General features: G+C 35.4%; 27 protein-coding genes and 1 pseudogene. 22 read left to right on the top strand and 6 right to left on the bottom strand.

Going from position 1 to position 25406, the window contains the following annotated elements:
* Nucleotides 1–12 precede the first annotated feature (12 nt).
* From A6J68_RS09290 to A6J68_RS09225, 13 genes and pseudogenes are all read left to right on the top strand, one after another.
* Entirely contained in the window at nucleotides 13–513 is a 501-nt protein-coding gene (locus A6J68_RS09290; protein ID WP_000752178.1) for a GNAT family N-acetyltransferase, read from the top strand.
* Nucleotides 514–710: 197 nt separating this feature from the next.
* Complete coding sequence (locus A6J68_RS09285) at nucleotides 711–959, top strand: aminoacyl-tRNA synthetase (RefSeq protein ID WP_001873753.1); 249 nt, start codon at nucleotides 711–713, stop codon at nucleotides 957–959.
* Between the two features lie 89 nt (nucleotides 960–1048).
* A complete protein-coding gene (locus tag A6J68_RS09280) occupies nucleotides 1049–1285 on the top strand; it encodes a DUF2829 domain-containing protein (RefSeq protein WP_000141908.1) in 237 nt (78 codons plus the stop codon).
* Complete coding sequence (locus A6J68_RS09275; RefSeq protein WP_000170241.1) at nucleotides 1278–1976, top strand: 3-oxoacyl-ACP reductase; 699 nt, start codon at nucleotides 1278–1280, stop codon at nucleotides 1974–1976. Before A6J68_RS09280 ends, A6J68_RS09275 begins: the two co-directional genes overlap by 8 nt.
* Before the next feature lie 8 nt (nucleotides 1977–1984).
* Nucleotides 1985–2218: a DUF3977 family protein gene (locus A6J68_RS09270; protein WP_079739338.1), complete on the top strand. Its 234-nt coding sequence runs from the start codon at nucleotides 1985–1987 to the stop codon at nucleotides 2216–2218.
* Nucleotides 2215–2667 (top strand): ASCH domain-containing protein, encoded by a 453-nt coding sequence (locus tag A6J68_RS09265; RefSeq protein ID WP_000647214.1) that lies wholly within the window; start codon nucleotides 2215–2217, stop codon nucleotides 2665–2667. The genes A6J68_RS09270 and A6J68_RS09265 overlap by 4 nt, the downstream gene beginning before the upstream one ends.
* Entirely contained in the window at nucleotides 2664–3620 is a 957-nt protein-coding gene (locus A6J68_RS09260) for a Gfo/Idh/MocA family protein (protein WP_000762189.1), read from the top strand. The genes A6J68_RS09265 and A6J68_RS09260 overlap by 4 nt, the downstream gene beginning before the upstream one ends.
* An 88-nt stretch (nucleotides 3621–3708) precedes the next feature.
* Nucleotides 3709–4086, top strand: a pseudogene (locus A6J68_RS09255) (VOC family protein).
* A gap of 12 nt (nucleotides 4087–4098) precedes the next feature.
* Nucleotides 4099–4512, top strand: a complete 414-nt coding sequence (locus tag A6J68_RS09250) for a VOC family protein (RefSeq protein ID WP_000237568.1) — start codon at nucleotides 4099–4101, stop codon at nucleotides 4510–4512.
* A gap of 243 nt (nucleotides 4513–4755) precedes the next feature.
* Nucleotides 4756–6135 (top strand): bifunctional UDP-N-acetylglucosamine diphosphorylase/glucosamine-1-phosphate N-acetyltransferase GlmU, encoded by a 1380-nt coding sequence (gene glmU / locus A6J68_RS09240; RefSeq protein WP_000073770.1) that lies wholly within the window; start codon nucleotides 4756–4758, stop codon nucleotides 6133–6135.
* Nucleotides 6136–6155: 20 nt separating this feature from the next.
* Complete coding sequence (locus tag A6J68_RS09235; protein WP_000344991.1) at nucleotides 6156–6710, top strand: NUDIX domain-containing protein; 555 nt, start codon at nucleotides 6156–6158, stop codon at nucleotides 6708–6710.
* On the top strand, nucleotides 6710–6979 hold the full coding sequence (gene macP, locus A6J68_RS09230; protein ID WP_000517852.1) for a cell wall synthase accessory phosphoprotein MacP: 270 nt from the start codon (nucleotides 6710–6712) through the stop codon (nucleotides 6977–6979). Before A6J68_RS09235 ends, macP begins: the two co-directional genes overlap by 1 nt.
* A gap of 9 nt (nucleotides 6980–6988) precedes the next feature.
* The gene (locus A6J68_RS09225; protein ID WP_000689759.1) at nucleotides 6989–7678 is read left to right on the top strand and encodes a 5'-methylthioadenosine/adenosylhomocysteine nucleosidase; all 690 of its coding nucleotides are present in this window, start codon (nucleotides 6989–6991) and stop codon (nucleotides 7676–7678) included.
* A gap of 39 nt (nucleotides 7679–7717) precedes the next feature.
* Here the strand turns inward: A6J68_RS09225 and A6J68_RS09220 are convergent, their stop codons facing one another.
* The gene (locus A6J68_RS09220) at nucleotides 7718–8365 is read right to left on the bottom strand and encodes a metal-dependent transcriptional regulator (RefSeq protein ID WP_000188490.1); all 648 of its coding nucleotides are present in this window, start codon (nucleotides 8363–8365) and stop codon (nucleotides 7718–7720) included.
* A 166-nt stretch (nucleotides 8366–8531) separates the two neighbouring features.
* Here A6J68_RS09220 and A6J68_RS09215 point away from each other — a divergent pair, with 166 nt between their 5' ends.
* The 3 genes from A6J68_RS09215 to A6J68_RS09205 all read left to right on the top strand — a co-directional run bounded on the left by A6J68_RS09215 (nucleotide 8532) and on the right by A6J68_RS09205 (nucleotide 11180).
* A complete protein-coding gene (locus tag A6J68_RS09215) occupies nucleotides 8532–9458 on the top strand; it encodes a metal ABC transporter substrate-binding protein (protein ID WP_000759089.1) in 927 nt (308 codons plus the stop codon).
* Between the two features lie 170 nt (nucleotides 9459–9628).
* Entirely contained in the window at nucleotides 9629–10345 is a 717-nt protein-coding gene (locus A6J68_RS09210) for a metal ABC transporter ATP-binding protein (protein ID WP_000587174.1), read from the top strand.
* A gap of 1 nt (nucleotide 10346) precedes the next feature.
* On the top strand, nucleotides 10347–11180 hold the full coding sequence (locus A6J68_RS09205; protein ID WP_000494347.1) for a metal ABC transporter permease: 834 nt from the start codon (nucleotides 10347–10349) through the stop codon (nucleotides 11178–11180).
* Between the two features lie 51 nt (nucleotides 11181–11231).
* Here A6J68_RS09205 and A6J68_RS09200 read toward each other — a convergent pair whose 3' ends face one another.
* Nucleotides 11232–12035: a peptidylprolyl isomerase gene (locus A6J68_RS09200; RefSeq protein ID WP_000721136.1), complete on the bottom strand. Its 804-nt coding sequence runs from the start codon at nucleotides 12033–12035 to the stop codon at nucleotides 11232–11234.
* Between the two features lie 165 nt (nucleotides 12036–12200).
* On the opposite strand from A6J68_RS09200, the gene A6J68_RS09195 reads away from it, so the two are divergent.
* Nucleotides 12201–14651, top strand: a complete 2451-nt coding sequence (locus A6J68_RS09195; RefSeq protein ID WP_000231576.1) for a DNA translocase FtsK — start codon at nucleotides 12201–12203, stop codon at nucleotides 14649–14651.
* Between the two features lie 81 nt (nucleotides 14652–14732).
* The gene (gene pabB / locus A6J68_RS09190) at nucleotides 14733–16448 is read left to right on the top strand and encodes an aminodeoxychorismate synthase component I (protein WP_000546859.1); all 1716 of its coding nucleotides are present in this window, start codon (nucleotides 14733–14735) and stop codon (nucleotides 16446–16448) included.
* A 48-nt stretch (nucleotides 16449–16496) separates the two neighbouring features.
* Here the strand turns inward: pabB and A6J68_RS09185 are convergent.
* From A6J68_RS09185 to A6J68_RS09170, 3 genes are all read right to left on the bottom strand, one after another.
* Nucleotides 16497–17842 (bottom strand): IS3-like element IS861 family transposase gene (locus tag A6J68_RS09185; protein WP_165727796.1). Its coding sequence is split into 2 segments (ribosomal slippage): nucleotides 16497–17386 and nucleotides 17386–17842, totalling 1347 coding nucleotides; the frame shifts between segments, so codons are not numbered across the junction.
* 70 nt (nucleotides 17843–17912) lie between these two features.
* Entirely contained in the window at nucleotides 17913–18266 is a 354-nt protein-coding gene (locus tag A6J68_RS09175; protein WP_000639447.1) for a DUF3397 domain-containing protein, read from the bottom strand.
* Nucleotides 18267–18326: 60 nt separating this feature from the next.
* Complete coding sequence (locus A6J68_RS09170; protein ID WP_000795892.1) at nucleotides 18327–19232, bottom strand: LysR family transcriptional regulator; 906 nt, start codon at nucleotides 19230–19232, stop codon at nucleotides 18327–18329.
* A 257-nt stretch (nucleotides 19233–19489) separates the two neighbouring features.
* On the opposite strand from A6J68_RS09170, the gene A6J68_RS09165 reads away from it, so the two are divergent.
* On the top strand, nucleotides 19490–20704 hold the full coding sequence (locus tag A6J68_RS09165; protein WP_001262295.1) for a M20 family metallopeptidase: 1215 nt from the start codon (nucleotides 19490–19492) through the stop codon (nucleotides 20702–20704).
* A gap of 7 nt (nucleotides 20705–20711) precedes the next feature.
* The gene (locus tag A6J68_RS09160; protein WP_000958259.1) at nucleotides 20712–22094 is read left to right on the top strand and encodes an MFS transporter; all 1383 of its coding nucleotides are present in this window, start codon (nucleotides 20712–20714) and stop codon (nucleotides 22092–22094) included.
* Between the two features lie 333 nt (nucleotides 22095–22427).
* Here the strand turns inward: A6J68_RS09160 and A6J68_RS09155 are convergent, their stop codons facing one another.
* Entirely contained in the window at nucleotides 22428–23594 is a 1167-nt protein-coding gene (locus A6J68_RS09155) for an IS30-like element ISSag9 family transposase (protein WP_065733474.1), read from the bottom strand.
* A 261-nt stretch (nucleotides 23595–23855) separates the two neighbouring features.
* Between A6J68_RS09155 and rplK the strand changes: the two genes are divergently transcribed.
* Nucleotides 23856–24281, top strand: coding sequence for a 50S ribosomal protein L11 (gene rplK / locus A6J68_RS09150; RefSeq protein ID WP_001085802.1), 426 nt, complete (start codon nucleotides 23856–23858; stop codon nucleotides 24279–24281).
* A 103-nt stretch (nucleotides 24282–24384) separates the two neighbouring features.
* A complete protein-coding gene (gene rplA, locus A6J68_RS09145; RefSeq protein ID WP_001085664.1) occupies nucleotides 24385–25074 on the top strand; it encodes a 50S ribosomal protein L1 in 690 nt (229 codons plus the stop codon).
* Nucleotides 25075–25406 lie beyond the last annotated feature (332 nt).

Below are 25406 nucleotides of genomic sequence, written 5' to 3'. Positions count from 1 at the left end.
AGGATTTTAGTTATGGCTTGCATAATCAGGAGAGCAAGATTAGGAGATGAAGTCAATTTAGCTTATATTCAAACGGAGAGCTGGAAAGCTGCTTTGGGTAAGATACTACCTGAGGATATCATTCAAAAAACTACGGAAATAGAACCTGCCATAACAATGTATCAACAGCTACTACACAAGGAGGTTGGTAAGGGGTATATATTGGAAGTAGATAGCAATCCTCATTGTATGGCTTGGTGGGATAAAAGTAGAGAAGATGGTATGCTTGATTATGCAGAACTCATTTGTATACATAGTCTTAAAGAAGGTTGGGGAAAAGGTTATGGGTCTCAAATGATGAATCATGTACTATCAGAGATACAACAAGCAGGTTATAATAAAGTGATACTTTGGGTATTTACAGAAAATACACGCGCAAGGAAATTTTACGATAGGTTTGGTTTTTCTTTTAAGGGTAAATCAAAAACTTATTTTGAAAAGGAAGAAATGTGTTATGAGAAGATTTTGCACTAGCGAGATAAAGCATCCGATAATACAATAGTATAAACATCCTATTTTGAAAAACAATTTCCTTTAAGGGGAACAAATTTGTAAAAGAAAATTGTTATAGGTATAATGAAGATTATGAAGGTAAAATTTTTTGAGTGAAAAACAGTGTATCAATTTTAGGTTCTCTAGTCTACAAATAGTTATGCTAACTCTATGGAAGAATGGAGAAAATTACGAATGATTTTGAAAAAGTTATAGCTGTGCTAAATCGACTAAGTATTTCTTATGAATTAGTGGAAAATGGACCTGTTTTGTTGACGGAGCAAGCAGATAACTTTATTGTGGGAATTGAAGGAGTAAGAACAAAAATAATGTTCTTGACCAACAAGAAAAAGACGAAATATTATTTACTAATAATGGATGACCAGAAACTATTTTATCCTATGAAAACAATAGTAGCCTTTAGATGAACTAAAAGGCGAAGAAACTTTAAATTATGATTTTAAATAAGCAATAAACCTTGATATATCAATGGTTAAAGACAATAAAGGAGAACAATATGACATTTGAAGAAATTTTACCAGGTTTAAAAGCAAAGAAAAAATATGTACGTACAGGTTGGGGGGACGCTGAAAATTATGTTCAGTTATTTGATACCCTTGAAGTTAATGGGAAAGTACTACAGGCTACACCTTATTTTCTTATTAATGTTACTGGTGAAGGTGAAGGTTTTTCCATGTGGGCACCAACACCATGTGATGTTTTAGCAGAGGATTGGATCGAGGTCAATGACTAAAGTTGTTTTAGTGACGGGCTGTGCTAGTGGAATTGGTTATGCACAGGCTCAATATTTTTTGAAACAAGGGTATCAAGTATATGGTGTGGATAAGTCGGATAAACCGAACTTAAATGGTAATTTTAACTTTATAAAGTTGGATTTATCCTCTGATTTATCCCCACTATTCACAATGGTACCGACTGTTGATATTTTGTGTAATACTGCAGGTATTCTAGATGCCTACAAGCCACTTCTAGAAGTAAGTGATGAAGAACTGGAACACCTATTTGATATTAATTTTTTCGTGACTGTTAGGCTAACACGTCATTATCTTAGACGTATGGTGGAAAAGAAGTCAGGTATTATTATCAATATGTGCTCAATAGCAAGTTTTATAGCGGGTGGCGGTGGAGCTGCATATACTAGTTCTAAACATGCCCTTGCGGGATTCACACGTCAATTGGCTTTGGATTACGCAAAAGATTGTATTCAAATTTTTGGTATAGCGCCAGGTGCTGTACAAACTGCTATGACTGCTAGTGATTTTGAACCTGGTGGATTAGCAGAATGGGTAGCTAGTGAGACGCCAATTGGTCGTTGGACTAAACCAAGTGAAGTTGCTGAATTAACTGGATTTCTTGCTTCAGGAAAAGCGAGATCAATGCAAGGTGAAATTGTCAAAATTGATGGTGGCTGGAGTTTGAAATGAGAAAATAGATTGAATTTGGTTGTGGTAATACTTGGTTATTACGTACGGAATTTGAAGCATCTGATGGTACTGAGCGGGAAGTTAAAGGAATATCAGGTGATATTTTAATAAAATCTGTTTATTTACGTGTTTGGATTGGTCAAACTGTTTATATTTTAGATGTTAAAGAAGGATTTAAAAGACAAAGAAAAATGAGTAACGCAGTTAAGTTTGTTGTGGGAATTGCTTCGGAGGTAATATGAAGGCACAAGAATTATGGAATAAGTTTAAATCTTTGAATCCTTCAATCGGTGATGAGATAGACGCATGGCAATTTGGAGCAGAACCAGATCTTCTGGCAAAGTTAGTTGTAGATGGGACAAAAACTGCAACGGCCTCTGCCTATGATTTATATGAATTAGATGAGGAAGGGTTACCACAAGTTGGTTCATATGATATTATTTTGGATAGCAATGATGAAGCTATCTGTATTATTGAAATAACTAAAGTTGATATTGTCCCTTTTAAAGATGTCTCTGCAGACCATGCTTTTAAAGAAGGAGAAGGAGATAAAACTTTAGAATGGTGGAGAAAAGCTCACATTGATTTCTTTAAACCTTATTTTGAGGAGTTTGGTTTAATGTTTAGTGAGGACTCTAGGATAGTTTTAGAGGAATTCCAAGTGGTTTACCCAAAGGAGATTAACGAATGAAATTAGCGGTTTTGGGGACAGGTATGATTGTTAAGGAAGTTTTGCCTGTCTTGCAGAAAATTGAAGGTATTGATCTAGTTGCTATCTTATCAACAGTTAGAAGTTTGGAGACAGCTAAAGATCTAGCTAAGGAATATAACATGTCTCTAGCTACGAGTGAATATAAGGCTGTCTTGGACAATGAGGAGATTGACACAGTCTATATTGGACTGCCGAATCACTTGCATTTTGACTATGCTAAGGAGGCACTCTTGGCAGGAAAACATGTCATTTGTGAGAAGCCATTTACATTAGAAGCAAGTCAATTAGAAGAACTTGTATCTATTGCCAATACTAGGCAACTAATATTACTCGAAGCAATTACAAATCAATATTTACCTAATTTTGACCTTGTAAAAGAACATTTAAGCAACCTTGGAGATATTAAAATTGTAGAATGTAATTATTCCCAATATTCATCGCGTTATGATGCCTTTAAACGTGGGGAAATAGCACCAGCTTTCAATCCTGAAATGGGTGGAGGTGCGTTGAGAGACCTTAATATTTATAATTTACATTTAGTAATTGGACTTTTTGGAGAACCTATAACAGCACAGTATTTACCAAATATAGAGCGTGGTATTGATACTTCAGGAGTTCTAGTCCTAGACTATGGGCACTTTAAAACAGTCTGTATTGGAGCAAAAGATTGTAGTGCAGAAGTAAAATCTACTATTCAAGGTGATAAGGGGTCTATAGCGATTTTAGGGCCAACTAATACTATGCCTAAAATTTCATTAACTATGAATGGACAAGAAAGTCATGTTTATCAATTAAATGGTGATAGGCACCGCATGCACGATGAATTTGTTATTTTTGAAGGTATTATTAGCAATTTAGATTTTAAGCGTGCTGCTCAAGCTTTAGAACATAGTAGAACGGTGATGAAAGTTCTAGATATGGTAACGAAATAAGTAAATGACTCTTTTGAGTCATTTTTTACTTATTTTAAATACTGTATGTTATACTAATTAGTAATAAAACCGAAAGTGAGATAATAAAATGATTTCATCAATTGGACAGGTAATGCTCTACGTTAGCAATGTTGAAGCATCAGCAGATTTTTGGAAAAACAAGGTGGGTTTTGAGCGTGTTGAAAAATAGACACAAGGAGATTATGTAACCTATATAGTTGCACCGAAGTTGGATAGTGAAGTTAGCTTCGTCTTACATGACAAAGCAATTATAGCTCAAATGAGTCCTGAGCTAGATTTAGCAACTCCCTCTATTTTATTTGAAACTACTGATATTGACAGTACATATCAAGAATTAACAGCAAATGAGGTTATGACAAATCCTATTGTTGATATGGGGAGTATGAGAGTTTTTAATTTTTCCGATAATGACAATAATTACTTTGCAATCCGTGAAGTAAAATAAAAAGGAGAACTTATGGTTAAAGCACTAGAAACATACATCGTAACAAATGGAAATGGGCGACAAGCGGTTGATTTTTATAAAGATGTCTTTCAAGCGGATTTAGTGAATATGATGACATGGGAAGAGATGGACCCCAACTGTCTTGAAGACCGCAAGGATTTAATCATTAATGCTCAGCTTATTTTTGATGGCATTCGTCTTCAAATCTCGGATGAAAATCCAGATTTCGTGTATCAAGCTGGTAAAAATGTTACAGCCGCTATTATTGTGGGTAGCGTAGAGGAGGCGCGTGAAATTTATGAAAAATTAAAGAAGAGTGCACAAGAAGTTCAGTTAGAGTTACAAGAAACTTTCTGGAATCCTGCTTACGCAAACTTAGTAGACCAATTTGGTGTGATGTGGCAAATTTCAACAGAGTTAAACTAATCGTTTTTACCATCTGAGCATTGCAATGATAGATTTATAAAAATACTGATTGCAAACAGAGAAGAAAAAATTAACGGATTTCATGTATTGAATAGCTACCAAAAGGTAGCTATTTTATTCCTAATTGAAGTAAGCTATTTTAGCTAAAGTCTATTGTAATAGGGATTTAAAGGGGTATTAGTGATAAGTTGAAGGCATTATGATATAATAGGTTGAATTATATTCAGAGATAGAGGAATTAATATGTCAAATTATGCCATTATTTTAGCTGCGGGTAAGGGAACTCGCATGAAATCTGATTTACCAAAAGTTATGCATAAAGTATCTGGTATTACCATGCTTGAGCATGTTTTCCGTAGTGTGCAAGCTATTGAGCCAAGTAAAATTGTTACTGTTATTGGACATAAGGCGGAGCTTGTACGTGATGTTTTAGGTGACAAATCAGAGTTTGTAATGCAAACAGAACAGCTAGGAACTGGCCATGCTGTAATGATGGCGGAAGAAGAATTAGCGACATCAAAAGGACATACACTAGTTATTGCAGGTGATACACCCCTGATTACTGGAGAAAGTTTAAAAAACTTAATTGATTTTCATGTCAATCATAAAAACGTTGCAACAATCTTAACAGCCGATGCTGCAAATCCATTTGGATATGGTCGTATTATCCGTAATTCAGATGATGAAGTTACTAAAATTGTAGAACAAAAGGATGCTAATGACTTTGAGCAGCAGGTTAAAGAGATTAATACTGGAACTTATGTTTTTGATAATCAAAGTCTATTTGAAGCACTTAAAGACATTAATACAAATAACGCTCAAGGAGAGTATTATCTAACTGATGTTATTGGAATTTTCAAAGAAGCGGGTAAAAAGGTAGGTGCCTATAAACTTCGTGACTTTGACGAAAGTCTAGGAGTTAATGATCGTGTAGCACTTGCAACTGCTGAAAAAGTGATGCGTCACCGAATTGCACGTCAACATATGGTTAATGGGGTCACAGTGGTTAATCCTGATTCCGCTTATATTGATATTGATGTTGAGATTGGAGAAGAATCTGTAATTGAGCCTAATGTGACTTTAAAAGGACAGACGAAGATTGGTAAAGGTACTTTATTAACCAATGGTAGTTATTTAGTAGATGCTCAAGTCGGAAATGATGTTACCATCACTAATTCGATGGTTGAAGAATCCATTATTTCTGATGGAGTAACCGTAGGCCCTTATGCGCATATTAGACCAGGAACAAGTCTTGCAAAAGGTGTTCATATTGGTAATTTCGTTGAAGTAAAGGGTTCTCAAATAGGTGAGAATACGAAGGCAGGTCATTTAACTTATATCGGCAATGCAGAGGTAGGTTGTGATGTTAACTTTGGCGCAGGGACGATTACTGTCAATTATGATGGACAAAATAAATTTAAAACAGAAATCGGAAGTAATGTCTTTATCGGAAGTAATTCTACTCTGATTGCACCACTTGAAATTGGTGATAATGCTTTAACAGCAGCTGGATCTACCATCACAGATAATGTTCCAATTGATAGCATAGCTATTGGAAGAGGACGTCAAGTCAATAAAGAAGGATATGCCAATAAAAAACCACATCATCCTTCACAAAAGTAACACTTATTTGGGAGGTTCTTATGGATTTTGAAGAAAAAACAATTAATCGTCAAACTGTTTTTGATGGACAAATTATCAAAGTAGCTGTTGATGATGTAGAGTTGCCAAATGGATTGGGACAATCCAAACGTGAACTTGTTTTTCATGGAGGAGCTGTTGCTACTTTGGCGGTAACTCCTGAGCATAAAATTGTTTTAGTGAAACAGTATCGTAAGGCTATTGAAGGTATTTCTTACGAAATTCCAGCAGGGAAACTTGAGACGGGTGAGTCAGGTTCTAAGGAAGAAGCTGCCCTTCGGGAATTAGAAGAAGAGACTGGCTACACAGGGAATCTTGAAATTCTTTATAGTTTCTACACTGCTATTGGTTTTTGTAATGAGAAAATCGTCCTCTATCTAGCTACTGATTTACAAAAAGTTGAAAATCCTAGGCCACAAGATGATGATGAGGTCCTTGAGCTTCTAGAGTTAAGTTATGAGGATTGTATGCAAATGGTAGAAAAAGGCATGATTCAAGATGCGAAAACGATCATTGCTTTACAATATTACGGTTTAAAAATGGGAGGTCATTCTTAATGGGAAAACCATTGTTAACAGATGATATGATTGAACGTTCAAATCGAGGTGAAAAAGTTTCAGGTCAAACAATCTTAGATCAAGAAACTAAAATTATTTCTACAGAAGATGGCATGGAGCAACTAACTGACGAGAACGGTAAACATATCTACAAGAGTCGCCGGATTGAGAATGCAAAACGAAATGAATTTCAACGTAAGTTGAATTTAGTTTTATTCATTTTGCTTATTTTGTTGGCTCTCTTGTTTTATGCAATTTTTAAATTATAAGGAAATATCATGAAAATTGGAATTATTGCAGCCATGGAGGAAGAGTTAAAACTCCTTGTGGAAAATCTTGAGGATAAATCTCAAGAGACAGTATTATCAAATGTATATTACAGTGGACGTTATGGTGAACATGAGCTTGTTTTAGTACAGTCTGGTGTTGGGAAAGTCATGTCAGCGATGAGTGTTGCTATTTTAGTAGAAAGCTTTAAAGTTGATGCTATTATTAATACAGGATCAGCTGGTGCAGTAGCAACAGGATTGAATGTAGGAGACGTCGTTGTCGCAGATACATTAGTTTATCACGATGTAGATTTAACCGCCTTTGGTTATGACTATGGACAAATGTCAATGCAGCCACTTTATTTTCATTCGGATAAGACTTTTGTTTCCACTTTTGAAGCAGTTTTATCTAAAGAAGAAATGACTAGTAAAGTTGGTTTAATTGCAACTGGGGATAGTTTTATTGCTGGCCAGGAAAAGATTGATGTTATTAAGGGGCATTTTCCACAGGTTTTAGCTGTCGAGATGGAAGGTGCAGCAATTGCCCAAGCTGCTCAAGCTACAGGAAAGCCCTTTGTGGTGGTACGTGCTATGAGTGATACTGCAGCTCATGATGCCAATATCACATTTGATGAATTTATCATTGAAGCTGGTAAACGCTCTGCCCAAGTATTAATGGCATTTTTGAAAGCATTATAAAAAAGCCCGTGTATCTAATGAATACACGGACTTTTTTATTTATGTAGCAGATACATATATTTGACTTGCGATACGCTCAGGGATTGTTAGATTTTCATCGTTATAGGTGATGTGATAAGTTTTTGCATAAGGGTCAATTTGTGTCAATTCAATGGTATCGTTGATATGCAAACGGTGTTGTTCTAGGTATTTCAGTAGCTGAAAATCATCATGAACACGACTGATAACATATGTGCCAAGCTGACTAATTTGGTCCAATGTCATTTGGTTAATTTCTACTAAAAACTCTCCCTTTTTAGGAATAGTCCCACCGTGTGGACAAAATTGTGGAAAGTCTAACAACTTTTCTAATTGATCAACAAAAGTTGTTGATACAGTATGTTCTAAAACTTCCGCTTCTTCATGAATATCATCAGCAGTATAGTGCAAATGGTTAACTAAAAATACCTCTACTAGACGATGTTTACGGTAAAGGTCAGAAACAACTAATAAACCTTGTTTGGTAAGATAATATCCTAAATCTTTATCTTTAACAATCAGTTGTTCACTTATCATTTTTTTAATCATTTCTGACACGGCAGGAGCCGAGACTTGCATCATTTCAGCGATTTTCTTATTGGAAATTTTGTTGTTTTTTTCACCTAATTCATGAATGCATTTTAGGTAATCTTCTTTATTTGGAGTCATATTCAGTCTTTCTTATACTTCTTAAAATCTATTTTTCTAAGACCATTATATCAAAAAATACTGAAAAAGTATTTGACAAATACTTTATAATAGGTTATGCTAATATCAAAATTAAGTTAACTTAATTTAATACATAACTTATATTAATTTTAAAAGGAGCATTTTGATGAAAAAGTGGTTAGTTATTGTATCATGTTTTGTAGCATTTTTAGGCTTAGGTGCCTGTGCTAACAAGCAGGATCAAGCCAAAAACGAAAAATTAAAAGTAGTTGTAACCAACTCTATTTTGGCAGATATAACAAAAAATATAGCCGGTAACAAAATCGACTTACATAGTATTGTACCTGTTGGTAAAGATCCTCATGAATATGAGCCATTACCAGCAGACGTTGAAAAAACAACTCAAGCAGACCTTGTTTTTTACAACGGAATTAATCTTGAAACAGGCGGTAATGCTTGGTTTACAAAATTAATAAAGAACGCTAAGAAGAAAGAAAACAAAGATTACTTTGCGGTTAGCGATGGAGTTGATGTTATTTATCTAAATGGTCAAAGCGGAAAAGGTAAAGAAGACCCACATGCTTGGTTGAACCTTGAAAATGGTATTATTTACTCAAAAAATATTGCTAAGCAATTAATTGCTAAAGATCCAAAAAACAAAGCTACTTATGAGAAAAACAGAGATGCTTATGTAGCTAAATTAGAAAAATTGGATAAAGAAGCAAAATCTAAATTTAATGCCATTCCAGCTAATAAAAAATTAATTGTTACTAGTGAAGGTTGCTTTAAATATTTCTCAAAAGCTTATGGAGTTCCATCAGCATACATTTGGGAAATTAACACTGAAGAAGAAGGTACACCAGATCAAATTACTAGCTTAGTTAAGAAATTAAAACAAGTAAGACCTTCAGCTTTATTCGTTGAATCAAGTGTTGACAAGCGTCCTATGAAATCTGTTTCAAGAGAATCAGGTATCCCAATTTACGCAGAAATCTTCACAGACTCAATTGCTAAAAAAGGTCAAAAGGGTGACAGCTACTACGCTATGATGAAATGGAATCTTGATAAGATTGCAGAAGGTTTAGCAAAATAAGAGTGAGAATCGACATTGAAATCATAATGAAATCAATGATGTAGTATTCTCGCTTAAGGCTGAGTTGTAACAATGTCGAAATCCTAATCTAAAAACTGACTTAGCTTTAATAAATACAGAGAAGTGGAGTCTGGTTTTATAACCAGCTCCATTCTACTTTTGGAGGAAAAATGATTATTAGTAAACACTTAAGCGTAAGTTATGATAATAATTTAGTGCTAGAAGATATTAATTTACGCTTAGAAGGCTCCGGAATCATTGGTATTTTAGGGCCTAATGGGGCGGGGAAATCTACGCTTATGAAAGCTCTTCTTGGTTTGGTTGATTCTACTGGAGAATCAGGGATTGGGGGAGATTTGCTACCTTTAATGGGGAGAGTAGCATATGTTGAACAAAAAACTAATATTGATTACCAATTCCCTATAACTGTTGGAGAATGCGTTTCTTTAGGATTATATAAGGAACGAGGCCTCTTCAAGCGACTATCAAAAACTGACTGGGAAAAAGTATCCCGAGTGATTGATCAAGTTGGTTTGAGAGGGTTTGAAAATAGACCAATTAATGCCTTATCAGGTGGACAATTTCAACGTATGCTTATGGCAAGATGTCTCGTTCAAGAAGCGGATTACATTTTTTTAGATGAGCCGTTTGTAGGGATTGATTCCATTAGTGAACAAATCATAGTTAATTTACTAAAAAAATTAAGTAAGGCCGGAAAATTAATTTTAGTCGTCCATCACGATTTGAGTAAAGTTGATCATTATTTTGATCAAGTAATTATTTTGAACCGTCATCTAATTGCTTGTGGACCAATAGATCAGGCATTTACCCGTGAGAATTTAAGTGCTGCTTACGGTGATGCTATTTTGTTAGGACAAGGAGACTAGAATGTTTACGAAATTTTTTGAAGGCTTATTGACTTATCATTTTTTGCAAAATGCTTTTATAACTGCAATTGTGATTGGTATTGTAGCGGGTGCAGTAGGCTGTTTTATTATCTTGCGCTCAATGTCTTTGATGGGTGATGCTATTTCTCACGCTGTTCTACCAGGTGTTGCTATATCTTTTATTTTAGGGATTAACTTTTTTATAGGTGCTATTGTCTTTGGTTTGTTGTCTTCGATTATCATTACTTATATTAAAGAAAATAGTGTCATAAAAGGAGATACTGCTATTGGAATTACTTTTTCGTCCTTTTTAGCCTTAGGTATCATTTTAATTGGACTTGCTAATAGTACAACTGACCTCTTTCATATTCTTTTTGGGAATATTTTGGCAGTACAAGATAGTGATAAATATATGACTATTATTGTGGGATTAATTGTACTGACTCTGATTACTATCTTCTTTAAAGAATTATTATTGACTTCTTTTGATCCTGTTTTAGCAAAATCAATGGGAATGAGAGTTTCTTTTTATCATTATTTATTGATGATTTTGTTAACATTAGTTGCAGTAACAGCTATGCAGAGTGTGGGAACAATATTGATCGTAGCACTTTTAATTACACCAGCTGCAACAGCATATCTTTATGTTAAAAGTCTCAGAACAATGTTGTTTTTATCATCTGCATTAGGAGCAGTAGCATCTGTTCTGGGGTTATATATCGGTTATACATTTAATATTGCCGCAGGATCAAGTATTGTTTTAACATCTACTTTTATGTTTTTACTTGCTTTCCTATTTTCTCCTAAACAAAGTTTGTTTAAAAAGAAACAATAGTGTTGTTAAAAAATGAGACTAGAAAATGTTCTAGTCTCATTTTTGATAGAATTATTTAAATTTGTAGTCTTTAATAACTTTGATACTTGTAATAGTAATTTTTTCTTTTGGTTGATCTGATTTTGTAACTTCTACCGAAGCAATTTTATCCACAGTTTCCATGCCAGAGATTACTTGTCCAAAGACGGTATAACCACCATCTAAACTTGGATTTCCTCCCTCTGAATAGGCTTTAATAATCACCTTAGGAACTTTTTTATCTGACAGTTGTTTGGAATGATCTTGCTGGCTTTGATTGATAAAGAATTGGCTGCCATTAGTATCAGCTCCAGCATTTGCCATTGCTAAACTTCCCCTGATATTGTAGAGGTAAGGGGATATTTCATTAACAAAACCATTTCCAGAATCTTTCTTTTTATCTTTGCTATTCCATATAGATTTTCCACCGGTCCCGTCTCCATTAGGGTCACCAGATTGTATCATAAAATCTTTGATAACTCTGTGGAAACTTAACCCATTATAGTATCCTTCTTTTGCATGTGTTAGAAAATTTTCAACAGCTAAAGGAGCATATTTTGGAAATAACTTGATATTTATATCACCTTTAGAGGTTTTTATAAGCACTTGTGCCTCGTTTTTGGCAACAGCCTTGTCCAATTGAGGAAAAGCTTTTTTATCAGCTTTTAAGGCTTGCTTAGTTTTTTTGTTTAGTTGTTCAGTAGCTTCCTTTGAAGAGTTTTCAGCTAGTTTTTGGTCAACATAACGGTCTCCTTTTAGAGAACGCTCAATTGACTCGCAACCACTTAAAGTTAATATACTGACACAGGCTAAACCAAGATAAATAATTTTTTTCATACATACTCCTTGATTAAGTTATTAAGATGATTATATTTTATCATAAATTTTTAAATAATTTATAAAAGTAAATAGTAAACCTATTGGGGGACTTGTTGAAATTATGATAGAATAGTATAGCATGAGTTGATAGAGAAAGTGAGGAACAAGTATTTCACTTGAAATATGGTATTTATGGCAAATAAGAAAAAAACAAAAGGAAAGAAAACCAGAAGACCTACTAAGGCAGAAATAGAGCGTCAAAGAGCTATTCAAAGGATGATTACTGCTCTTGTTTTAACAATTATTCTCTTCTTTGGTATTATCAGATTAGGTATTTTTGGTATTACAGTCTATAACGTCATCCGTTTTATGGTAGGTAGCTTGGCTTACTTATTTATTGCGGCAACTTTAATCTACCTTTATTTCTTTAAATGGTTGCGAAAGAAAGATAGCTTAGTAGCAGGTTTTTTGATAGCTTCTTTAGGATTATTGATTGAGTGGCATGCTTACCTTTTCTCAATGCCTATTTTGAAAGATAAAGAAATTTTGCGTTCAACTGCTCGATTAATTGTGTCTGATTTAATGCAATTTAAAATCACTGTTTTTGCCGGTGGAGGTATGTTGGGTGCTTTGATTTACAAGCCAATTGCTTTTCTCTTTTCTAATATTGGTGCCTATATGATTGGTGTTCTCTTCATCATTTTGGGTCTCTTTTTAATGAGTTCTCTGGAAGTTTATGACATCGTCGAATTTATTAGAGCTTTTAAAAATAAAGTGGCAGAGAAGCACGAGCAAAATAAAAAGGAGCGTTTTGCTAAGCGAGAGATGAAAAAAGCAATCGCTGAACAAGAGCGCATAGAGCGTCAAAAAGCTGAAGAAGAAGCTTATTTAGCTTCGGTTAATGTAGACCCTGAAACGGGTGAGATTCTAGAGGATCAAGCTGAGGACAATTTGGATGATGCGCTACCACCTGAGGTAAGTGAAACATCAACTCCGGTATTTGAGCCAGAGATCCTTGCTTATGAGACATCGCCTCAAAATGATCCTTTACCAGTAGAGCCGACAATTTATTTAGAAGACTATGATTCGCCGATTCCTAATATGAGAGAAAATGATGAGGAAATGGTTTATGATTTAGATGATGATGTAGATGATAGTGATATAGAAAATGTCGACTTTACACCTAAAACGACACTGGTTTATAAATTACCAACGATAGATTTATTTGCACCAGATAAGCCTAAAAATCAATCCAAAGAAAAGGATTTAGTCCGAAAGAATATCAGAGTTTTAGAAGAAACATTTAGAAGTTTTGGTATCGATGTAAAAGTAGAACGTGCTGAAATTGGACCATCAGTTACTAAATATGAAATTAAACCAGCAGTTGGAGTTCGTGTGAATCGTATTTCAAATCTATCTGACGACCTAGCTCTTGCTCTTGCAGCAAAAGATGTGCGTATAGAAGCACCAATTCCTGGAAAATCATTAATAGGTATTGAAGTTCCTAACTCAGAAATTGCAACGGTTTCTTTCCGCGAACTTTGGGAACAATCTGATGCCAATCCTGAAAACCTTTTAGAAGTACCACTAGGAAAAGCTGTTAACGGCAATGCTCGCAGTTTTAACTTAGCTAGAATGCCGCATCTTTTGGTAGCTGGTTCAACTGGTTCAGGTAAATCTGTGGCAGTTAATGGAATTATTTCAAGTATTTTGATGAAGGCACGTCCAGATCAAGTTAAGTTTATGATGATTGATCCCAAAATGGTTGAATTATCTGTTTATAATGATATTCCACATTTATTAATCCCTGTTGTAACCAATCCGCGTAAAGCAAGTAAGGCACTCCAAAAAGTTGTTGATGAAATGGAAAATCGATACGAGTTATTTAGCAAAATTGGTGTGCGTAATATAGCAGGTTATAATACAAAGGTTGAAGAGTTTAATGCTTCCTCTGAGCAAAAACAAATACCTTTGCCTTTAATCGTTGTCATTGTAGATGAATTGGCTGACTTGATGATGGTTGCTAGTAAAGAAGTTGAAGATGCTATTATTCGTTTGGGGCAAAAAGCACGTGCTGCAGGTATCCATATGATTCTTGCAACTCAACGTCCATCCGTAGATGTTATTTCTGGTTTGATTAAAGCAAATGTTCCGTCGCGTATTGCATTTGCTGTTTCAAGTGGTACTGATAGCCGTACGATCCTTGATGAAAATGGTGCTGAAAAGCTCTTGGGACGGGGTGACATGCTCTTTAAGCCTATTGATGAGAATCATCCAGTACGACTACAAGGTTCCTTTATTTCAGATGATGATGTTGAAAGGATCGTTGGTTTTATCAAAGACCAAGCCGAGGCTGACTATGATGATGCCTTTGATCCTGGAGAAGTATCTGAAACAGATAACGGCTCTGGTGGTGGCGGCGGAGTACCTGAAAGTGATCCTCTTTTTGAAGAAGCCAAGGGACTCGTTTTAGAGACGCAAAAAGCAAGTGCCTCAATGATTCAACGCCGATTGTCTGTTGGTTTCAATAGAGCAACAAGACTAATGGAAGAATTAGAAGCAGCGGGGGTTATTGGTCCAGCAGAAGGAACCAAGCCACGAAAAGTTTTAATGACTCCAACTCCGAGTGAATAAGAAAAAACTAATCTGACAAGAAATTGTCGGATTAGTTTTTTATGTTATAATGAAGCAAATAGATGAAGAAGAAGGTTACGAATGCATATTGAGACTGTTATTGATTTCAAAGAATTAGGAAAAAGATATCGTTTTAAAAATCCTACAAAAGAATTAATAGCTGATACTTTAGAACAAGTCTTAGAAGTGATAAAAGAAGTTGATTATTATCAATCTCAAAATTATTATGTTGTTGGTTATTTATCTTATGAAGCATCTGCTGCTTTTGATTCACATTTTAAAGTTTCTCAACAGAAGTTGGCTGGAGAACATCTAGCTTATTTTACAGTACATAAAGATTGTGAGAACGAAGCTTTTCCTTTAAGTTATGAAAATGTTAGATTAGCAGATAATTGGACTGCTAATGTTTCTGAGCAAGAATATCAAGAGGCAATTGCTAATATTAAAGGACAAATTAGACAAGGAAATACTTATCAAGTAAATTATACACTAGAGCTTAGCCAACAATTATGCTCGGATCCCTTTAGTGTTTATGAACGCCTAATGGTAGAACAAGGAGCAGGATATAATGCTTATATTGCCTACGACGATAAAAGGATTTTATCTGTAAGCCCGGAATTGTTCTTTAAGAAGAAGGATGAAGTCTTAACAACTAGACCAATGAAGGGAACAAGCGCTAGAAAGCCTACTTATCAAGAAGATGTGGCGGAGCGAGATTGGTTGGCAAATGATCCTAAAAATCGTTCTGAAAATATGATGATTGTTGATTTATTAAGAAACGATATGGGCCGTATCTGTGATGTTGGAACAGTTAAGGTAAAAAAACTATGTCAAGTGGAGCAGTATGCAACTGTGTGGCAAATGACATCAACTATTGAAGGAGTTTTATCGCCAGAAGTGACACTTATGTCTATTTTTCAAGCTCTATATCCTTGTGGATCTATCACTGGAGCTCCTAAGATATCAACAATGGCTATTATTAATGAGTTGGAAAAACGGCCAAGAGGTATTTATTGTGGGACGATAGGACTTTGCATGCCAGACGGACAAGCTATTTTTAACGTTCCTATTCGCACAGTACAAATGAAAGGTCAACAAGCCTATTACGGCGTTGGTGGAGGTATTACGTGGGAGAGCCAGACAGATTCTGAATATGAAGAAACCCGTCAAAAATCAGCTGTTTTAACACGTGTCAATCCAAAATTTCAATTAATAACTACAGGAAGAGTGACTGAAAATAAACTTCTTTTCTCTCAACAACATGTCGAGAGATTAGTTGAATCAGCGTCTTATTTTGCTTATTCTTTTGATAAAAGTAAATTCGAAAGGGAACTGAAAAAATACCTTCATCAGCTAGATGAGAAGGATTACCGCTTGAAAATAATGCTTGATAAAACTGGTAAGGTAACGTTTGAGGTAAAACAACTAGTGAATTTATCAAAAAAGTTTTTAACGGCAGAGGTGGTCGTACAAGACTACCCTATTAAATTATCCCCGTTTACTTATTTTAAAACTTCTTATCGCCCACATATTATTGAAGGTCAGAATGAAAAGATATTTGTATCTCCTGAGGGGTTGCTATTGGAAACAAGTATTGGGAATATTGTTTTAGAAAAAAATGGAAGGTTTTTAACCCCAGATTTATCAGAAGGAGGGTTGAATGGGATTTATCGTCGTCATCTCCTTAAAAACCAAAAAGTAATTGAAGCACCACTAACTTTAAAAGATTTAGAATCAGCCGATGCTATATACGCCTGTAATGCTGTTAGAGGGCTTTATCCTCTAAACCTAAAGTAAAAAGAGTTGGAAATTTTGTACTGACCCCCAAAAGTTGGACAATTTATTTTAAGTGAAGGATTTAGTTCTGTATTGCACAGGACTAAGTCCTTTTAGTTTTGCTTTGATTCGCTTGTTGTTGTAGTAAAAAATGTAATCTGTGATAGCTTGCTCAAGGTCATCAAGTGATTTGTAAGACTTCTCCAAGCCATAGAACATCTCAGATTTTAGAATCCCAAAGAAAGATTCCATCATACCGTTGTCAGGACTGTTCCCCTTCCGTGACATAGAAGGACGAATGCCTTTGTCCTCCAGAAATTGATGGTAGGACTTGTGCTGGTACTGCCAGCCTTGGTCGCTGTGGAGAATGGTTTCGCTGTATGAAGCCGCAGGAAAAGCCCTCTCAAGCATGGTTTGAACCTGTTTCAAGTCAGGAGACCGAGACAGGGTAAAATCAATTATCTCACTGTTATAGCCATCAAGAACAGGCGATAGATAAAGTTTCCCTTCAGGTAAAGCAAACTCCGTCACATCGGTATAGCACTTCTCATAGGGCTTCGACCCCTCAAACTGGCGTTGAATCAGGTTATCAGCCTTCTTACCAACCTCACCTTTGTAAGAGGCATACTTGCGCTTACGACGAATACGAGCAGTCAAGCCCATACTTTTCATCAAGCCTTGCACCCTTTTGTGGTTGATGACAAAGCCACGATTTCGCAGTTCTAAATAAATCCGACGATAGCCATAGTTTCCTCTATGTTCATCATAAATGGATTGAATGTCAGATTTGATTGCTTTGTCTTTATTTGGTTTATTCAGTTTCTTTAGTTGATAATAGTAAGTTGCACGAGCTATCTTAGTTATCTCAAGTAAGAGGTCTAGTCGGAATCCTCCTGTGACCATTTCTCTAATTGTTTCTGCCGTTCGCTCTGTAAGGCTTCGTCCCTCAAGCGCAAATCCCTCAACTTTTTTAGAAAGGCATTCTCCGTTCTCAAGCGCTCATTTTCTTCCTGAAGTCGCTCGAGCTCTGTCATTTCTTCCCAAGTTTTCTTACGCTTACGTCCCATTTTACTCGGTCTCCCTCTTGTTTTCTCAACAATAGTATAACCATTTTTCTTAAATTGGGAAAGCCAATTTGTGAGTATAGAACAATTAGAGAGAGCATAATCAAGAGAAACAGAGAGTTGAGAACAACCATGAATCAAGACTTTATCTATCATTTCCTGCTTTAATTCAGGTGGATAATACTCATTTCTACCTTTTTCGACGATTTCTACACCATACCGATCCATGAGTTTTATCATGTATTTAAGATTCGAGATACGAACATCATATCGTTGACTAATCTGAGACCAGGACATCCCGATCTTTCTTAACTCGTATATTTCTAGTTTATCTTCATAACTTAATTTCATCAGAAAAGCACCCCAATCGTTAGATTTTTTGTCTAACTTTTGGGGTGCAGTTCAATTTATCCAACTCTTTTTATTGTACTTTGATAAAGATGATAACCAATAATCCTAGGTAAAAAAGGAAAGTTAGAATAAAGCCAGATCTCCAAAATAATTTTAAAAAACGTTTATAAGAAAAAAGAGTCTTTGTTCGTAGAAGCTTTATTGTAATTCCGATTGCCAGTAATGAAATGAGAATCAGATAGTAAGGTAAAAGATTTTGTTTTAACAGACTAGATGATATTAATGGAATTAAAAAAACAAAAATAGGAAAAGCAACATCTGGAAACATAATGTTAAATTTTTTAAGTTTAAATATTTTGACAAGAACCTGTGAAAATATAGGGATTAAAACAAGAAATAAAGAAGCAATAATTTTGTATATCATAGGTCTATTTTATACCGATTTTGGTAAGAAGTAAACTGATTTTCAATAGAATTAGCGAAACTACTTGGTTAAAAAAGCTTTATAAAGTAGGAGAGCAATTCCAGATAATTCAACATCTTTTTTATAAATCATAATGTACTCTGAAAATAACTTATTCTTATGAAAATGGTAGACATTGCACTCTTTATCCAAATAGCGATGAATGAGAGTTTGTGGAACAAATGTTGCTCCCATCCCTGACAAAGATAGGCTAGCTGCTGTAGGAACGGTACTAGTTGTAATCATCTGATTTAATGACATGTGATGAAGCTCATAGAATTGTGCAATTGTTTTGCCAATTCCGTACTCTAATGGTGTTAGGATAAGAGGTTCATTGTCTAGAACTGAAATAGGATATTCAAAAGGAATAATCTGTCCACGTTTTTCAGCGTTGTAGAGTTGGCTGGTGGTAGGTATCATTAAAAACAATTCGTCGCGGTAAATAGTGGTTGATGCAATTCCATCTTTATAAAGGATAGGAGCCATCCCAACAGCTAGGTCAATATCACCACTCGCTACCAATTGTTCAGAAATATTTTGATTGTTTTCGAGTAATTTGACAGAAATTTCTGGGTGCTCCAAGTTAAATTTGGGAAGTACATTTGCCAGAATAGAACTTGCTAAGCCAGAGTTAATCCCAAGTGTGATTTCTCCTTTTTTATCAGAACGGATGAGATATAGTTCTTTGGCCATTTGACGCTCAATCATATCAATTTCTTTTAGGTAGAATAGATATCTCTGTCCAGCATAAGTTAAAAAGGTTTGGTGTCCTTGGCTCTGGATGAGTTTTATTTCTAACTCATTTTCTAATTGCTTGATCACTTTGCTTAGGTAAGGTTGAGAAATAAAAAGGTGTGCAGCGGCTTTAGTGATGTTTGAGTATAGCTCGATACTCTCTAGATACATTAATTTTTGTTGATTTTTCAAGACTTTATAACCAGTTTGATATCCTTAGATTAATAATAAGTTATGATACGTTATGGCTATAAGTTTACTATCATTTTGAGCTAAAATCAATCTATTTAATTTAGTAGTATAACATGATATATTCATAACTATTTAGTTATAGAAATATCTAAAAAAATTTATTTGTAAAAAATTATTTTCAAAAGTAGACTATATAAGAGCAGATTGTTAGAATAATAGCCTTATTTTAACTGTTCATATTTTAAGGAGGAAAGCAAATGGCCAATGCATCTTTGCGACATCAATTATTTGAAAAACTTGACCAAAAATGTGATCAAATGGTTGCTATTCGTCGCTATTTACATGAAAATCCCGAATTATCATTTAAAGAGACAAAAACAGCAGCTTATATTTCAGATTTTTATAAAGGTAAGGACTGTCATGTTCAGACACAATTTGGTGGTATGAATGGCGTCGTAGTTGATATCTATGGTGATAAAGCGACAGATAAGCCCATCAAACACATTGCTTTGAGAGCCGACTTTGATGCTCTTCCAATTCAGGAAGAGACAGGGCTTTCTTTTGCTTCAAAAACAGCGGGCGTCATGCATGCTTGTGGACATGATGCCCATACAGCTTATTTATTGATTTTGGCTGAGAGCTTGATTGAATTAAAATCAGAATTTTCAGGTCATATCCGTATCTTACATCAACCGGCTGAAGAGGTGCCACCAGGCGGAGCAAAAGCAATGATTGAAGCAGGATGTTTAGATGGCATTGATGCTGTCCTTGGTATCCATGTTATGTCAACGATGGAAGAGGGAACGGTACAATATCACGCAGGTCCCATTCAAACAGGGCGTGCCACTTTTAAAGTTATTTTGCAAGGTAAGGGTGGACATGGTTCCATGCCACATCGTGCAAATGATACAATTGTTGCAGCTTCTAGTTTTGTTATGGCAGCGCAAACGATTGTCAGTCGTCGAGTTAATCCATTTGACACAGCAGTAGTTACTATCGGATCTTTTGATGGTAAAGGTTCTGCTAATGTGATCAAAGATAGTGTAACCTTAGAAGGTGATGTGCGCGTGATGTCTGAAGAGACACGAGGTGTTGTTGAGGAGGAATTTAAGCGTATTCTAGATGGAATAGCACAAACTTATGGTGTTAGTTATCAGTTAGACTATCAGAATGATTATCCTGTTTTAGTTAATAACAGTGAAGTGACACAGAAAGTTGCAAATAGTTTAAAATCTGTTGCTATAAAAGAAATTTTAGATGTCATTGATTGCGACCCTCAAACGCCGTCTGAAGATTTTGCCTATTATGCTCAAACAATCCCAGCTTGCTTCTTCTATGTTGGAGCACATGAAGAGGGGCAACCATATTACCCACATCATCATCCAAAATTCCAAATTGCAGAATCATCATTGATGGTATCTGCTAAATCAATGGCAACAGCAGCGCTTGCTATGCTTGTAGAAGGAGAATAGATAACATATGTTAACGACAAAGGAAAATTTCAAAGGAAATAACAAATTATTGGTGGGAATTGTACTCGCTGTACTATCATTTTGGTTATTTGCACAGTCTATTTTAAACATGGGACCAGATGTTCAGTCATCATTAGGTATTTCATCTGGTGCAATGGATATTGGTGTCTCAAGTACGGCATTGTTTTCAGGTTTATTTATTGTTGTAACTGGTGGTTTAGCAGATAAACTTGGTCGAGTTAAATTTACTTTTATTGGTCTTTGCTTAAATATTATTGGTTCTCTACTAATTGTTTTAGCTAATGGAGCAGTGCTATTTATTATGGGACGTATTTTTCAAGGATTGGCAGCAGCTTTTATTATGCCATCAACAATGGCCTTGGTTAAAACGTACTATGATGGTAAAGATAGACAACGTGCAGTTAGTTTCTGGTCAATCGGATCGTGGGGTGGCTCAGGTCTATGTTCTTATTTTGGTGGAGCGGTGGCAAGTACTCTAGGTTGGCGTTATGTCTTTATCTTTTCAATCATCGCATCAGTAGTTAGTTTTCTATTAATTTTAGGAACCCCAGAAAGTAAAAATGTTGGACAAAAAACTCACTTTGATTACCTTGGTTTAATTATTTTTATTATTTCAATGTTATCGTTAAATATTGGGATATCTATGGCTCAGGAACATGGATTGATGAACGTTATTCCATTGAGTCTTTTTACAGTGATGCTTATTGGATTTGTTCTGTTTTATTATGTTGAAACACGTAAATCTAATAGTTTTATTGACTTTCATCTGTTTGAAAATCGATTTTACTTAGGTGCGACAATATCAAATTTCTTACTGAATGCAGTTGCAGGAACTCTGATTGTTATTAATACTTACATGCAACAAGGTCGCCAGCTAACACCAAAGGTTGCAGGTGAAATGTCTTTAGGCTATTTGGTTTGTGTACTAATTGCTATCCGAGTTGGTGAGAAAATTTTACAACGTTTTGGTGCCCGTAAGCCAATGCTTTTGGGAGCTATGAGTACATTTGTTGGGATATTTTTAATGACTTTGGTCAATATTCAAGGACCTTTGTATCTTGTGTTAGTCTTTGTTGGTTATGCTTTATTTGGAACAGGCTTGGGGATCTATGCGACACCATCAACAGATACAGCTATTTCTAGTATTCCTAATGAAAAAGTAGGTTCTGCATCTGGAATTTACAAAATGGCAAGTTCACTAGGTGGTGCAATTGGTGTAGCAACTTCAATTGCGATTTATCATGCTTTTTCTGGTAATGCAGATTTTCACAAAGCAGCTTTGTGTGGATTAATTTTAAACCTAGTTTTTTGTAGTCTATCGATCTTATCAATTCTTTTTGTTATCCCTAAGAAAATTGAGGATAAATAAATAACAATACTTGAGATTCAAAATCTCAAGTATTGTTGTAATAATGTAAAAGGAATTGGGAAAGAAATTTAAAATATGCTAAATTCTCAAAGTAAGTTCCACCTCTAGTAGAAATGGAATTTAGTCTGATAAAAACCAATAAAAACCAACGAAAATCCGTCTCAGACTAAGTTCCGTTGGTTTTTATAATACTTGATTTCATAGGTTTTCAGAGTTAAAAATCGCAAAAAAAGGGTACAAGAAAACATCCTCATCTGAAAGCGTTTCAGATTAAGTTCCGCTATGGTTGAAGTTAGTGTGAGACGTTTAGGTTGTATCAGTTAGTTGATTAGGTTAGATTTTGTCTTTTAATAGTTTGGGAGATTGGCAGACGTCTTCCGCAGTAATTTCCTCAATACCGAGTATACTTGCGATGTCTTTTCCGTAAGTAAAAGAGAATAGCTCATAAGCCGTTTTACCATTTAGAGCCTGTCTCTTAACGCTGTTGATATGAGATAGTGCCAGATTAATGTCCTCTTGAGTCAAGTTGTCGAAGGAAGTCCCCTTAGGTAGTATGTCTCTCACGAGGGTATGATTCTTCTCGATTCTTGCTTTCTGGTCAGACCGATTAGGGTCACAAAAGAAGAGTTGAGACTGTCCACAAACATCTATCTCAATATCATCCACTCTAGCGAATTTCCCACCATTATCCGTTAGGATAACAGGAAAGAGTTCGAAGAAGTCTCTCTTGTTATCATAGAGTGTCCTCTTAATGACCTGTATGTGTTTAGCAGTTTCGATAGCTGTCTTAGAATCCATCAGTTTGGCAAAGATGAAGTTACAGAAGGCGACATTGAAGGTGAGAAGGACCTTTCCACCAATCCGTCCAATAACCGTGTCCATTTCAAGCCAGGAGTTCAGCTCTGATTGGTTCATGTGTTCTATAAAATCCTCGTACCGTCGCCCTTCTTTAATCGCTTTTGGAATAGGAGGGAGTGTGCTCTTTCGCCTTTTTTTGAACTTCACAGCTCTGGGTAGGTCGATTGGTGTGATGGATAGGTAGCCTTTCTTGATGTGTCGATAAACGGTTGAAGAACTCACTTCTAGATCGTTGGTTTTGAGGATATGATAGATACGTTGGCCCTTCTTGACCCCATTAGAAAGCACTCTATCTATTTTCCAGAAGGTCTCTTTGTTCAAAGGGATTCCTTCTCTAGATTCAACTAAAAGTTTTTCATAGTTTCTTTGAGCTTGCTTAGCAAGATAGAAGGTCTTCTTGTAACCACAGTTGATCCTTCTCTTTGGACACCCATTACAAACATAGGGAGCTTTTCTTAGTAGCGGACAGTCTAGGCAGTCTTTGGTTGATTCTCTTAGTTGCTTATTTCGTTTGACTTCTTTTGCGATAGTAGTAGGGTGTTTCAGTAGATTAAGCCCGATGGCTTTAAAGGTTTCTCCTCTATCCAAACCAGATTGGATGTCATTACGGTCTGAGAGAGTTAGGTGTTTGTGTTTTGTCATGATGGATAAACTCATTTCTAACCCAAACGTCTCAGACTTAATTCCACCATAAAAATCCTTTTCACACTAACTTCCGGTTTTGGAGGGCAGACGGAACTTACTTTGAGAAATTACTAAATTTAAAATATAATGAAATTAATGGCTTAAAACTATTGCTTTTATTTATGATTATAGTATAATGGTAAGGTATGTTATAAACATGCCTGTGGGAGGTAAAAATTTCTAATTACCGCCAAAACCACAACAGGAGGATTTTTAAAAATGGCTAAAAAAGTTGAAAAACTTGTAAAACTTCAAATTCCTGCTGGTAAAGCAACTCCAGCTCCACCAGTTGGACCAGCACTTGGTCAAGCAGGAATCAACATCATGGGATTCACTAAAGAGTTTAACGCTCGTACAGCTGATCAAGCTGGTATGATTATTCCAGTTGTTATCTCAGTATATGAAGACAAATCATTTGATTTCATCACTAAAACACCACCAGCTGCTGTTCTTTTGAAAAAAGCTGCAGGTGTTGAAAAAGGATCAGGTGAACCTAACAAAACTAAAGTTGCAACAATTACTCGTGCGCAAGTACAAGAAATTGCTGAAACTAAAATGCCAGATTTAAACGCTGCAAACCTTGAGTCTGCAATGCGTATGATCGAAGGTACTGCTCGTTCTATGGGATTCACTGTTACTGACTAATCAGAAACACCCACATAACCCGCAAGACTTCATCGTAGTTTGATGAGTGACGTGGGAGATTTTAAATCAAATCGATTGACCACATTACAAGGAGAATTTTAAAATGGCTAAAAAAAGTAAAAACTTACGTGCTGCTCTTGAGAAAATTGACAGCACTAAAGCATACAGCGTAGAAGAAGCTGTAGCTCTTGCAAAAGAAACTAACTTTGCTAAATTTGATGCAACTGTTGAAGTTTCTTATAACCTTAACATTGACGTTAAAAAAGCTGACCAACAAATCCGTGGTGCTATGGTTTTACCAGCAGGTACTGGTAAAACTTCACGTGTTCTTGTTTTTGCTCGTGGTGCTAAAGCTGAAGAAGCTAAAGCAGCAGGTGCAGACTTTGTCGGTGAAGATGACTTAGTTGCTAAAATCCAAGGTGGATGGCTTGACTTTGATGTTGTTATCGCAACACCAGATATGATGGCACTTGTTGGACGTCTTGGACGTGTCCTTGGACCTCGTAACTTGATGCCAAACCCTAAAACTGGTACAGTAACTATGGACGTTGCTAAAGCAGTTGAAGAGTCTAAAGGTGGTAAAATTACTTACCGTGCTGATAAAGCAGGTAACGTCCAAGCCCTTATTGGTAAAGTTTCATTTGATGATGCTAAATTAGTTGATAACTTCAAAGCATTTAATGATGTTATTGTTAAAGCTAAACCAGCTACTGCAAAAGGAACTTACATCACAAACCTTTCAATTACAACAACACAAGGTGTTGGTATCAAAGTTGATCCTAACTCACTTTAATCAATAAAAAACTAGGAATTCCTTCCTAGTTTTATTTATTCTATATACTTAACTAGTTAAGTATATATTTTAATAATCAAAGGATATTATATGTGTTTCTTTTGAAAAATAGCTTTTTATCTGTATTAACCTTCTTAAAGACTAATGAATGTGCGATGTGTTTTAAGTAACAGATGAGAATAAGGAAAAATGAAATTGGCGATATGGTATGTGACTATTATGATTATTCTTTAGCAATAATCTATTAAAATGAGTTCGCAGGGAATAAGTAAATTTTGTATCGTTGTAGATTTTTTATTTTAAGATTCTTGACAAGACATTACTAAAATGAT

The sequence above is a fragment of the Streptococcus sp. 'group B' genome, assembly GCF_002073795.1.
In the GTDB taxonomy this organism is placed as follows: Bacteria; Bacillota; Bacilli; order Lactobacillales; family Streptococcaceae; genus Streptococcus; species Streptococcus agalactiae.
This window is presented reverse-complemented; position numbering and strand designations above follow the sequence as displayed.